This window comes from Paenibacillus sp. W4I10 (assembly GCF_030816325.1).
GTDB classification, from domain to species: domain Bacteria; phylum Bacillota; class Bacilli; order Paenibacillales; family Paenibacillaceae; genus Paenibacillus; species Paenibacillus amylolyticus_B.
The window spans coordinates 632,811-645,347 of record NZ_JAUSXX010000001.1 but is presented as its reverse complement, the minus strand read 5'-3'; the positions used below and the strand labels follow the sequence as shown (position 1 = coordinate 645,347).

Here is a 12,537-nt window from a genome sequence, read left to right as displayed (position 1 = left end):
CCAAAAAACGAAATTAAAACTCGGCAAGTGTACGCATTGCTGCTTTGGCTTTGTCCTTGCTCAGCATGTAGAATTTCTCCAATGTTGGGCTAATTGGCATGGCCGGCACGTCAGGTCCGCAGAGACGCTGAATCGGTGCATCCAGTTCAAACAGACATTCCTCGCTAATAATCGCAGCAACTTCGGCACCTACACCACCCGTTTTGTTATCTTCGTGTACGATCAGCACTTTGCCTGTCAGACGAGCGGAAGCAATAATCGCTTCACGATCCAACGGTTGCAATGTGCGCAGATCCAGAACGTGTGCTGTAATGCCTTCTTCACGTTCCAGCTCCTCAGCAGCCTGCATTACAAAATGCAGCGGCTGACTGTAACCGATCACTGTAATATCCGCACCCTCACGAAGTACGTTAGCTTTACCAATCGGAACGATGTAATCATCTTCAGGCACATCTTCCTTGATAAGTTTGTAACATTTTTTATTTTCAAAAAAGAGTACCGGGTCCGGGTCGCGAATAGCGGCCTTGAGCAGTCCCTTGGCATCGTATGCCGAGTAGGGAGCTATAATTTTCAGACCAGGTGTACCAAAGAAAATCGATTCCGGACATTGGGAGTGATACAACCCACCGAAGATCCCGCCACCAATCGGCGCACGGATAACAATCGGACAGCTCCAGTCATTGTTGGAACGATAGCGGATCTTCGCCGCTTCACTAATAATCTGATTGGTTGCCGGCAGCATAAAGTCCGAATATTGCATTTCGGCAATCGGCTTCATGCCATACATCGCTGCACCAATGGCAACACCTGCAATAGCGGATTCAGACAAAGGTGTGTCCATCACTCGCATTTCGCCAAACTGATCTTGCAGCCCTTTAGTTGTGGTAAACACACCACCTTTGAGACCTACGTCTTCACCAAGGATAAAAACATTTTCATCCCGTTCCATCTCTTCTTTCATCGCAAGACGGATTGCATCAATATATTCCATCACTGCCATACTTACCGTCCCCCTTCTTCGCTGTCCGCATAAACGTGCGTCAGAGTGTCCTCAGGTTTAGGATATGGCGCGTTGTCTGCATATTCAGTTGCTTCTTTCATCTCCATCGCAAGCTGGGAAGCCAGATCCGCATCCCGGGCTTCGTCCCAGATGCCGCAATCAATCAAGTAGTTCTTCATGCGAGGAACGCCATCTTTCTTCCAGTTCTCCTCAACTTCCTCTTTGGTCCGGTAAGCCAGATCATTATCGGAGGTGGAATGAGGTGACAACCGATACATCATCGCTTCAATCAGTGTTGGGCCTTCCCCGGCTATTGCACGGCGACGCGCTTCCTTCACTGCAGCATATACTTCTAATGCATCGTTACCATCAACACGCAGTCCGGGGAACCCGTATCCTTGTGCTCGATCGGATATTTTGCCGCTCAACTGTTTGTGAATCGGTACCGAAATTGCATATTGATTGTTCTCACACATAATAATGACAGGCAATTTATGCACACCTGCAAAATTGGCTCCCTCGTGGAAGTCACCCTGATTGCTTGATCCTTCGCCAAACGTAACAAAAGAAACAAATTCTTGCTTCTTCATTTTGGCAGCCAGCGCAAATCCAACAGCGTGCGGAACCTGTGTTGTAACCGGACTGGAACCCGTCACAATCCGCAGCTTTTTGTGACCGAAGTGACCCGGCATTTGCCGACCGCCACTATTCGGATCTTCTGCCTTCGCAAAAGCAGACAACATCAACTCACGCGGAGTCATGCCTACCGCGAGTACAAAACCGTAATCGCGGTAATAAGGTAAATAATAATCGTGATCCCGATCCAGACCAAAAGCAGCGCCTACTTGCGCAGCTTCCTGTCCTACACCGGATACGTGAAAGTTAATTTTGCCAGCCCGTTGCAAGAGCAAGCAACGCTCGTCAAACTTGCGCGCGAGCAGCATGTATTTGTACATATCCAATACTTCACCATCGCTAAGTCCCAGCTGTTGATGCCGATGGACCGCGTCTGCAGTACCTTGTGAACTCATATGAGGTACCTCCTTTTAATCAGAGCCTGTGCCACTCTTACTACCCGATCTTATAACCTGGTACTAAGACTTGGCTTAACCTTATTATAATCCCTTTTACCCAAAAAAGGAAAGGACCTTTCTCATAAGCTTGTTTGGCTTACATTCCAATGGCCTTTCCATCGACCGCCAACATGGCTTCACCCATAATTTCCGACAGAGAAGGGTGCGGATGAATGGTTTGTCCGACTTCCCAAGGTGTGGCATCCAGCATCTGAGCCAGAGAAGCCTCAGCGATTAATTCCGTCACATGGGTGCCAATCATATGTACCCCCAATATATCATTCGTCTTGGCATCTGCGATCACCTTCACGAATCCATCCCGACTTCCGTGAATAAGCGATTTGCCAATGGCCGAAAATGGGAACTTGCCTGTTTTAATGTCATAGCCACGTTCTTTGGCTTCACGCTCGGTGAATCCGATGCTTGCTGCTTCCGGGCGTGTGTACACACAGCGCGGGATACGGTGGGATTCTACAGCATGTACCGTTTCGCCCGCCAGATGTTCGACAGCGAGAATGCCTTCATGACTTGCGGCATGTGCAAGCTGCAAACCGCCGATGCAGTCACCAATGGCGTAGATGTGACCTTCACCGGTCTGTAACTGTTTGTTCACAGCGATGAACCCACGCTCCAGTTTGATATCTGTATTTTCAAGTCCGATATTTTCGACATTAGCTTGACGTCCAACCGACACGAGCATTTTCTCCGCTCTCAGCGTTTCCTGCTTATCTTCACCAAGCTGCACATCAATCTGGATGCCCTCTTGATCTGTGTTATATGTTTCCGTTAGAACAGTGGCACCTGTTAGGAAACGAACACCTCGTTTGCCGAGCAATCGCTGCATTTCTCTGGCAACATCCTCATCCTCGGCAGGCAACACGTGAGCAGCTGCTTCTACTACTGTGATGTCTACGCCAAAGTCATTCAGCATGGATGCCCACTCCAGTCCAATCACGCCCCCACCGACAATGATGAGTGATGCAGGAAGTTCATCCATACGCAGGGCTTCGTCGCTGCTCATTATGAATTTGCCGTCCGGTTCCAGGCCCGGCAACACACGAGGACGCGAACCAGTGGCAATGATGAGATTGGTTGGAACTACCGTATCCATCTCTCCATCTTCAAACTCCACAGCGACTGCTCCGCTCTGCGGTGAGAAGATGGATGGTCCGATGACGCGACCTTTCGCGTGTACAACCTGAATTTTATTTTTTTTCATCAAATACTGAACGCCCTGATGAAGCTGTTCGACAATTGCATCCTTGCGCACCTGTACTTTGGGAAATACAAGTGTAGCTCCAGCTGTCTCGATACCATACGTCTCGCTCTCCTGGATCTCGGCGTATACTTCCGCACTTTTCAGCAAAGCCTTACTCGGAATACAGCCACGATGCAGACAGGTACCACCAAGCTTGTCCTTCTCAATGATAACGACCTGTTTGCCCAGCTGTGCAGCCCGGATCGCGGCTACATATCCACCGGTTCCTCCTCCAAGAATTGCAACATCACATGTAATTGGCATCTCTCATGCTCTCCTCTATGAATCAAATTTCAATATAATTTATGATGGCTTGAATCATGGTTTGGCTTATACCCTCTATATGCCATTGTACTCTCCTTGAGCGGTCAACTCAAAGTTTGAACCAATCACACATGGACAGCCCATGCATTCCAAGCTATGATGGAATCAGGTATGATCTGTAAGCGTAACCTTTATTTAATGTCGACTTTGGCAGAAAGGGTATAATGCTCATGAATACAAGATTGGTCTTTGCGCGATTTTTGGCAATTGTTGTTCTGGTCATCCCCGGTTTAATGGCAATGAAGGGTTTTCTGATGATGAAAGATGCCCTGTTCCTATATTATGCCGAGCACGGGAACGAACTGATTTCACCAGGATTCCAGTGGCTTTCCTTTGGCGGTGGACTTGTCCTTTTTGCCGCAGGTATGAGTTTTCTGGGAGGCTGGATCTTGTTCCGTGACCGCAAGCGTAATTATGTAGGTCCCCGTTTCCGGTCCAAAAGTGTACCCGAAAAAGCAGAGACGCCCGGAAGGACTCCATGAGTCCGGGCTTTTTGTGTGTTTATACAACACACCGCCTACTTTACATAGACAGGATGGATCATCATGGTATCATTTCTAATCACGTTACAACGATTGCTCAAAGGCATTTTCCATGCGTTCAAAGACCCCAAGTTTCTGGCTCTGTTCGCGTTAACGGCAGCAACGTTGCTGTCAGGCACTTTATTTTACACTCGTGTTGAAGGTCTGCACTGGATCGATGCGTTATACTTCTGTGCGGTTACCCTGACTACAGTGGGACATCCTGAATTTGTGCCAACCACCGGATTCAGCAAAGCCTTTACCGTAATCTACATGTTTGCAGGCATTGGTCTCACCTTTGCCATGATTGCCAGAATTACAGCAGGTATTCTATTCCCTCGCAAATTAAAGACAGAAGAGGACCCGGAGTAATCTCCGGGTCATTCGTATAAGGCATCCCGCAGTTTGGTAGACATACGTGATTCTTTGGAAGAAGACTTCAAGATCGTTCTACGCAAGGTAAGGTTACTTGCCTGCAGTCTCTCCGCTTCTGCGAACAGTTCTGCAAATAATGCCTGCGCCGCTTCATCTAGAGATCCCTGTTCTTTCAGGCTTTCATATTGCGCTTGCAGTGATGTTAATGCTTCACTCATACTAAACACCTCTTTTCACAACTCCTGTTAATTAGCTGCCGTAACCAATACCTTAACAATCCATATAGTAACACAAAGCTGCGCAGATTAGTTCTGGCTCTTTCCAAAGATTTTGTGGTACTCTGTAAAGGTCGCTTTTTTTGTTGAATCCCGTATGTGAGAGGAGTAGCAGCATCGTGCAAACAGGACGTATTACCGTAATTACTGGACCCATGTTCAGTGAAAAATCCGGTGAACTCATTCGCCGTTGTCAGAAATTAATACAATTTGGCCGTAAAAAGGTTGTGGCCTACAAACCAGCCGAGGATGATCGGTTTGCCCAAGACGAGATCGTAAGCCGAATTGGTTATCGACTCCCTGCCCATTCCATTCCCCGGCAATTAACCCCGGAATCCGTAGAAATGATCTTGAATCAAACCATAGATGCTGATGTTGTTGCATTTGATGAAGTACAATTTTTCAGCAGTGCCATTATGGAACTTGTCTCGGAGTTAGCGTATTGTGGCAAACATGTCATTGTGGACGGACTTAATATGGATTACCGTGGTAAGGAATTCGGATATGTCGGTGGTTTGCTTGCCATGGCAGATGACATTGAGAAACTCTCGGCTTTCTGTGCGGTATGTGGCAGCCCGGATGCAGCCTTTACGCAACGTATCGTCAATGGGGAGCCTGTTACCTTGGGTCCGGTTGTCATGATTGGCGATTCAGAAGCTTACGAGCCACGCTGTCGTTGCTGCTTCATTCCTCCTCACAAAGTTGAATGCTCATCATAATTTCTAAAAGATCTTAGATATCTTCCAAAAAGGCCCCTTGGGGCTTTTTTTGTTATAGAGTAAATATTCGCACAAAAAAGCACCGCTTCGCAGCGATGCTTCCAGAGTCACTTCCCGCTAGTCCCGGGAAACAAAATATTTGTTGGTCATGTAGTAAGCGTCACCACGCGACGTTTCCACCATTCCTTTTTTGGCATCCAAAAATACAATCTCTTTACACTTTGTACAGTACCATTTTGTGCGCTTGTATGGGGATTCCGTCACATAAGCCGTGCCACATTTACAATCAATCTTCATTAATAACTCGGTTGATTTATAAGCACTGGACAAGCGTTCCAGGTTATCCTGCTGCTGTGTAGGCATAATGGTCTGCTGATAATCCGATAAATGATTTTGAACCTTGAAGTCTGCTACCAATCCTGCATTCAATCCAAAAAACTCCTTGCCAATTTCGGTCACGAAGCGCTTCTCATTTCTGTAGCAATCCAGCCACTCAATAATCTGCTTATTAGACAGTGGAACCGTACCCTTGATACCGCTGTTTAAGGTGTAGGTCATGATGTATAAAGTATCGTCTTGTCTACCTGAGTACATTAGAATCCTCCTTCGAATACATTTGCTAATGTACTACAAAAACGCGCATAAATCAAAGAATTGTTATTTCCTGAGCGCATCTCTTCTTATTAAATGGGAAACATTCCTCGTTCATCCGCCAAAGACTTACAAGAACTGCATACACCTGAAACATTTCCCTGTGGAGCCGCATAATGCACGACCGATTTAACGTTTTTCTTGCATATGGAACAGTAGTGCCTCCTTTCCTTTTTTGGGATATAGTCCGATAGCTTAACCACGTTTTTGTTCGGTCGGAATCGTTGTAAGAAACCCGGCCATTTCATCTCGCTTCACTCTTTCTTGTTCGTCTACTTCGTAGTCATTTTTGTGCTCTGGGCTAAAAATCATTTCGCCTTTTTTTATGTATACGATTCCAAGTTGTGCGTGCCTATCTCATAATCTATTCGACGTTTTGGGCGTTTTTCCTGTTTTTAATCTCTACACATACAAAAAAAACCGACAGAACCTGCTCTCCTTATTTTCGGAAGAACAGTATTTCAGTCGGTTCCAACCTTATTTATAAAAAGTTCCCAGAACGTCCAGCTCTGAAGAGCGCTCAATTCGAAATGGATAGATATAACCCTGATTCATTCGGGTAAATTTGCGGCTCCACAGATCCAGTCCCGAGGTGAATTGATAGGCCTGATATATAAACTTGGAACAGTAATTGCGCTCAATACTGCGCAGATTGGTCTGCAAACGGTAGAATTTTACCTGCTTGTAATGGTCATGTACCCACCCGGCTGCTTTCATGCCTGCCTCATTCAATCTGGAGCGAAATACAATGAAGCGATCACCTTCATAAAACCGCGTGAGATACCACTCTAATGAATCAGCAAATACAGGCCCATAAGGGTGCACATGATAAACCTTGCCGTCGAGACCAATAATGCCCATATGCCCGGCGTAATACGTTGATTCCGAGCTTGGCGTGTACACAATATCCCCTGGCTCTAGCTTCAATTCGCCCAACGCGTTAATGGGCAAGTCCTGATGCAGCCGTTTGGCTGCTGAACGTTCACGCCGCCCTTCAACCAACAAGCGATGAAGCGCGCCAGCCAGTGCGAGATACATTTCAGACCATTTGATCTTTTTTTTATCAGATCGTTTGAACCACCGCTGGATGAAGGTGAAACCTCGTTGTGGCTGTGATCCCTTTTTCATACGCTGCACTCCACTCTGATCTAGTTATTGTATCTACATAAGTTGAATTAAAGTTTATTTACACTGACACTACGATGACAGAACAATCTTCCAATCGCTGTTATCCCCAGATTTTTTCGATTCCCTTTTTCTTAAGGGAAAATCCGGTGATAAAGGCGACCGCTTCGCTTTTTCAGATTTTTTCTGTCCTCTCCGTTATCGTTTAAATGATTATTTCAACTTATATAGTGTCATTCTACAGTTTCTCAGGCTTATTATAGACATTTGGTGGTTCATGTTCAATTCTAAGCGTGTTCTATCTTGTGCCATTATGCCTTCTTATTACCCATTTTATGCAAAAAAGATGACTTCGGGATTAACCCGAAGTCATCTTAATATAACCGATCGCAGACCTTTATTCTTCTACAACACCAAGGGCTTTATTTTTCTCCTTAAAGCGACTGTTATGGGAAGAAACATAAGCCACTTTTTCCGCTTCAGGGTCCATGTAAAGCTTCGCACTGTTTACCGCTAGGGCTGCATCAGTGAAAGTACCTGCAATCAGGTACAGTTTGCTACCATAATCTACAAAGTCACCTGCGGCAAAAACACCAGGAATATTGGTTTGCAATCTCTCCGTTGTAGTGACATGCCATTCGCCAAGATCAAGTCCCCAATCCCGGATTGGACCAAAGTCACTCTTCATGCCGTGGTTTACAATGACAGCATCGACTTCAAGCAGTTCAGTTTCACCTGTGTCCACGTGTGAGATGGTCACCTGTTCAATCACATCACCACTCATACTATGCAAGGTCTCTACCGCATATGGTGTACGGACATCAACAGAGGATTCTCTCATACGCAGTACATTACGCTCCAACCCGCCAAAGCGGTCACGACGATGCACAACCGTAACTTGCTCTGCCAGGGCTTCCAGTTCATTCGCCCAATCCACAGCAGAGTCGCCTCCACCCGAGATCAGCACGCGTTTACCACGGAATGGTTCTAGTTCCTGCACGGTATAGTGCAGATTGCTAACCTCATAGCGGTCTGCACCTTCAAGCTCCAGCTTAGCCATTTTATATATACCATATCCGATTGCCATAATGACGGTACGTGTCCAGTGTTGCTCACCTGTTGCAGAAGTTAACAGAATCGTGCCATCAGGTTGACGCTCGAATCCTTCGATCTGTTGTTCAAATACGAGGGTTGGCTCAAAAGTTCTTGCCTGTTCTTCCAATTGTTTGATCAGATCTTCACACAGAATTGGCGTCACACCCCCGACATCCCAGATCATTTTCTCCGGATAAAAGAGCATGCGACCTCCCAATCTGTCACGTGCCTCAATCAACTTGGTCTTCATATCTCGCATGCCGCTATAAAAGGCAGAGTACATGCCCGCAGGGCCACCGCCGATAATGGTTACATCATAAAGTTCCAACTGCTGATTCATATTAAAAATACCTCCGTTAATTCGATCCAGAACATCGAGTATTTGATATCGATTCTCATTATCACTTAAATTCTAGTCTAATGGTAATCTTATCAAAATACAATGGCTAAAAAACAAACATTTCTTGTACAAAAATTTCACGAACACATCTGCTCTTTACTATTGCGCTCTTGGTGCCGCCAACAGCTTTTCAACGACAAAATCAAGTTGTTTATTAATCGAATAGATATCCGAATAATAGAAGAAATCGAAATCAATCTCAATCAGACGACCTTCCTTGATCGCTGGGATACTGCTCCATATTGGATTATCCGTCAAGTTATCTGCCCCTTCATACACAGAGCGAAACACATAGTCTCCGATATATTCAGGAAGGACTTCCATGGAGATCGTGGAGCCTGCCGCGTCCGAAACCACGTCGATTTTTTTCTGCACGACTTCGGGTGCTTTCATTCCCAAGTACTCATATACCGCCTGAGATCCACGGCCAAATTGTTTGCTCTCTACAATAACCATACCTTTCAAACCACCCTCCACAATGGAGATTGTTTTGTCCAGAATGCCTGCATCTGCAAGAGTTTTCTTACTCTCTTCGACTTTGTTGTTGAGATTGGTGATTAACGTTTCGGCTTCCTGTTCTTTGCCAAAGATACTTGCTATATCATGAAGTCTCTCTTCTGTAGTCAATTTCTCATACGGAATATATACCGTAGGTGCAATATCTTTTAATAAGGTATACGTCTCTTCTGAAGGAACAATGATCAGATCCGGATCAAGATCAATGACAGCTTCAGGATTCGGTTCAAACCAGGTACCCAATGCGTTTACACCCTCTAGTTCACTCTTGTATGCAGCCCCTTCATATACATCTGAGGTAGCGATTGGCTTAACTCCAAGTGCGACGACATCCCCCTGGAGATACAATACAACAACCCGTTTCGGATTCGCTGGAACAACTACGTCACCCTTAACCGTTGAGACCGTACGTGTTTCATTGTCTTTGTTCGTCTGGCTTCCTGTATCTGATGATACTGCCGTACTGCTGTTATTGGAACTGGCACCCGTTCCTTCGCCAGCTGTTGGTGTTGTTGCTGTACCTGAAGAGCAGGCTGCGAGGAGCATCGTTATGCTCAATAATGCAACCATAATCATACTGGAACTTGTTTTTCTTCTTTTCATTGGTGTAGACCCTCCGTCTATATATTGATAATGATTCTCATAATCAATATATCCCGACTTCCATCTTCGGCCAATGGACGATTCAGAGATTACCAATGGACGATCCTCTGTTCTCGCTTCTTCTCTTATCTTTCGTTGATACTGAATCGGAGAGATCCCCACATGTTTTTTGAAGATACGACTAAAATAATATACATCCGAATAACCCACTTCTGCTGCAATTTCACTCAGCGTTGCATCAGATCGTACAAGCAGATTCCGAGCCTTGGCGATTCGGGTCTGAATTAAATAATCAATGGGACTGTAACCCGTTTGTCGTTTGAATTGCATAGATAAATGTCGGGAGCTGTAGTTGAACTGTTCAGCCAGGAAATCAAGCGTCACCTGTTCCCTATAATGGTTCTGTATATAACGAAGTGTTTGTTTCACCGGGTCAGCAAGCTCTGTTTTAATCTCCTGCTCTGCCAACTGAACCATCATTTCATGAATGAATTGGTAAAATAAACTTTTTGTATGAAGCAGATCCAGACTGCCAGATTGAATCCATGCACCCTCAAGCTCATCAAGGTAACGTAACAACCCCAGCGGACTACTTGGCGTAAATCCATATTGCAAAGAGAACGGTGCAACCTCTGGCTGTGCCAATAACCACTTTTTGCGAAAACTAGGAAAGGCAAGGAATGCTCTGTAATAGAGCAGAATATATTCAAAATCTTCGTTGGTTTGGATATCCAGTGAAGATCCTTTGGCCCCATGAAGCATGTAAAATCGCTCTGCATTGTAAGCTCTACCATCCATTTGGAGGTCAGCCGAGCCTCGAATCGTATATATAAAAGCATTTGCCGGAAGTGTGTAGGAACTCAGTTGTGCCCCTGCCTCCATAACGATTCGTCGTATATCCAGAACCTTAACAGCGGCATGATTCCAGCATTTCATCTGTTCGTCTAATTGCATCACATACTCTCCAATCCCAGCCTCACCCGGAACAAAGGCCTTACAAGGTCATCATTCTGCCATACATCCGATAACATATATGTAGCAGAGGTTTACTAATGTACCTTTATTATAAATGATAATAATTTTCATTATCAACTGTAATTTAGAGTGGAATTGGTTTTCATCTCATCCATCACTTGTTAGACTTAATTTGGTTCAGAGATCTTCGTAAACCACGCAGCCAATTCCTCTGTTTGATCCAATGTTACAATCGGGTCAAAGTACCATGAACGATCCGGGCTCCAGATAAACACACGATCATTTTTAACCGCATCCAGTGAACTCCAGACCGGTTTGGATTTCAACTTCTTCCAGGGTCAGATTATCTACTGTTAGAATAATGTAGTCTCCGGCAAACTCAGGATTCGCTTCCGATGAAACTTCAACCAGTTGATCCTTCATTAAGATCTCTTTTTTATCTGCAGGAGGATTCAAACCAAGCGCGCTGTAGACTGCCTGACCTCCCCGACCAAAATTATCACCAAGGACCAACGGTGCTTTATCATAGAACTGCATGACCGACACCTCGGCGATATAATAATCATTCCACATTTTACTAACCCATCTCCGTCTTCATAAATTGTGTCTGTACTCTACTCACTTATTGATAACCATTATCATTTATTATGATGAAGCACGCAATACAACCGATGTAAATGAATCCATTCAGACGAAAAAAGAGCTATTCAAATCCTTCTCTTAACATCCGATATATGTAAATAGAACCATGATAAAGAGTAGAAGGAGAACAGAGGATATGAATTCAATCTCATCTGCAACCAAAAGCAGTTTCACTCCCGGGAATCAAGTCTCCAGTCGGGATAAAGAAATTCAGGGACTCATGCAGCAGAAGATCCGGCTCAATGAAGAAATGCAAGGTGTAAAAACTAATGACGAGTTGGATACCAAAACCAAAGCTCAGCGAATTAAATCCTTAACAAGCTCCATATCACAGATCGACAGCCAGATTGCCCAAATTAAAGCTGAAGAATTGCAAGAAAAGAACAAATTAAGACAGCCCGAAAAGACTCAACACCAACAACCCAAACCAACCGACGAGACACAAGCCCCTTCACTCGATCACCTGATCAAGCATAGTCAGACTTATGATCAATTGGGTAAGCTGGTCGGTTTACGTGATCGCATGCAGGGCTCCATTCAGACCACCGAAGGAGAAACCCGCTTCGACCGACTTGTTCTGGAGATTAATCCTCCTACAAATGATCTCGATCTCGGCAAATCAATGATGTTGGAAAATTCAGAACGCACCGTCTTTCAGGCAAAGCGTGAGACCGTCCAGGACATCAACTCCCAGTTAAACAAGGTTAATCAGAAGATGGGGGAACTGGTGGAAGTGATCCATCAATCCGCGCCTAAAGAATCGGCACAAACTCCTATCTCTGCAACATCTGGAGAAGATAATCAGGAAGTAAATGAAGGAAAGAAAACGGGAAGTAAGGAGCACCCATCAGATGGCGGAACCACAGATCAGGAATCCGGAAAAGGCCCGCAAACTACGGCTTCTACATCTCCTGCTGCTTCATATCCATCCGTCGATATTCGAATCTGAGTACCCTTTGCTCAAACATACCCATATGTATACATA

13 protein-coding genes are annotated in these 12,537 nt (G+C 45.1%); 4 read left to right on the top strand and 9 right to left on the bottom strand.

Going from position 1 to position 12,537, the window contains the following annotated elements:
- Positions 1 to 13 precede the first annotated feature (13 nt).
- The 3 genes from QF049_RS02875 to lpdA all read right to left on the bottom strand — a co-directional run bounded on the left by QF049_RS02875 (position 14) and on the right by lpdA (position 3,595).
- On the bottom strand, positions 14 to 1,000 hold the full coding sequence (locus tag QF049_RS02875) for an alpha-ketoacid dehydrogenase subunit beta (RefSeq protein WP_017687621.1): 987 nt from the start codon (positions 998 to 1,000) through the stop codon (positions 14 to 16).
- A gap of 2 nt (positions 1,001 to 1,002) precedes the next feature.
- The gene (locus QF049_RS02870; protein ID WP_036607878.1) at positions 1,003 to 2,031 is read right to left on the bottom strand and encodes a thiamine pyrophosphate-dependent dehydrogenase E1 component subunit alpha; all 1,029 of its coding nucleotides are present in this window, start codon (positions 2,029 to 2,031) and stop codon (positions 1,003 to 1,005) included.
- 139 nt (positions 2,032 to 2,170) lie between these two features.
- Positions 2,171 to 3,595, bottom strand: coding sequence for a dihydrolipoyl dehydrogenase (gene lpdA, locus QF049_RS02865; RefSeq protein ID WP_307534678.1), 1,425 nt, complete (start codon positions 3,593 to 3,595; stop codon positions 2,171 to 2,173).
- A 224-nt stretch (positions 3,596 to 3,819) separates the two neighbouring features.
- Between lpdA and QF049_RS02860 the strand changes: the two genes are divergently transcribed.
- Entirely contained in the window at positions 3,820 to 4,137 is a 318-nt protein-coding gene (locus QF049_RS02860; RefSeq protein ID WP_017687618.1) for a DUF2627 domain-containing protein, read from the top strand.
- A 63-nt stretch (positions 4,138 to 4,200) separates the two neighbouring features.
- The gene (locus QF049_RS02855) at positions 4,201 to 4,548 is read left to right on the top strand and encodes a potassium channel family protein (RefSeq protein ID WP_036607883.1); all 348 of its coding nucleotides are present in this window, start codon (positions 4,201 to 4,203) and stop codon (positions 4,546 to 4,548) included.
- Between the two features lie 8 nt (positions 4,549 to 4,556).
- On the opposite strand, the gene QF049_RS02850 is transcribed toward QF049_RS02855, so the two are convergent.
- On the bottom strand, positions 4,557 to 4,769 hold the full coding sequence (locus tag QF049_RS02850) for a hypothetical protein (RefSeq protein WP_133385409.1): 213 nt from the start codon (positions 4,767 to 4,769) through the stop codon (positions 4,557 to 4,559).
- A 176-nt stretch (positions 4,770 to 4,945) separates the two neighbouring features.
- On the opposite strand from QF049_RS02850, the gene QF049_RS02845 reads away from it, so the two are divergent.
- Complete coding sequence (locus QF049_RS02845; protein WP_062835251.1) at positions 4,946 to 5,545, top strand: thymidine kinase; 600 nt, start codon at positions 4,946 to 4,948, stop codon at positions 5,543 to 5,545.
- Positions 5,546 to 5,662: 117 nt separating this feature from the next.
- On the opposite strand, the gene QF049_RS02840 is transcribed toward QF049_RS02845, so the two are convergent.
- From QF049_RS02840 to QF049_RS02820, 5 genes are all read right to left on the bottom strand, one after another.
- Positions 5,663 to 6,139 carry a hypothetical protein gene (locus QF049_RS02840; RefSeq protein WP_017687614.1) on the bottom strand — a complete coding sequence of 159 codons (477 nt, stop codon included), beginning with the start codon at positions 6,137 to 6,139 and terminating at the stop codon, positions 5,663 to 5,665.
- A 534-nt stretch (positions 6,140 to 6,673) separates the two neighbouring features.
- Positions 6,674 to 7,324, bottom strand: coding sequence for a hypothetical protein (locus QF049_RS02835; RefSeq protein WP_307410539.1), 651 nt, complete (start codon positions 7,322 to 7,324; stop codon positions 6,674 to 6,676).
- A 394-nt stretch (positions 7,325 to 7,718) separates the two neighbouring features.
- A complete protein-coding gene (locus tag QF049_RS02830; protein WP_017687612.1) occupies positions 7,719 to 8,756 on the bottom strand; it encodes an NAD(P)/FAD-dependent oxidoreductase in 1,038 nt (345 codons plus the stop codon).
- Between the two features lie 159 nt (positions 8,757 to 8,915).
- Positions 8,916 to 10,889, bottom strand: a complete 1,974-nt coding sequence (locus QF049_RS02825) for an AraC family transcriptional regulator (RefSeq protein WP_307534673.1) — start codon at positions 10,887 to 10,889, stop codon at positions 8,916 to 8,918.
- A 306-nt stretch (positions 10,890 to 11,195) separates the two neighbouring features.
- Positions 11,196 to 11,483 carry a TroA family protein gene (locus tag QF049_RS02820; RefSeq protein ID WP_307534671.1) on the bottom strand — a complete coding sequence of 96 codons (288 nt, stop codon included), beginning with the start codon at positions 11,481 to 11,483 and terminating at the stop codon, positions 11,196 to 11,198.
- 205 nt (positions 11,484 to 11,688) lie between these two features.
- On the opposite strand from QF049_RS02820, the gene QF049_RS02815 reads away from it, so the two are divergent.
- Positions 11,689 to 12,501 carry a FlxA-like family protein gene (locus tag QF049_RS02815; RefSeq protein WP_307534669.1) on the top strand — a complete coding sequence of 271 codons (813 nt, stop codon included), beginning with the start codon at positions 11,689 to 11,691 and terminating at the stop codon, positions 12,499 to 12,501.
- Positions 12,502 to 12,537: the final 36 nt, after the last annotated feature.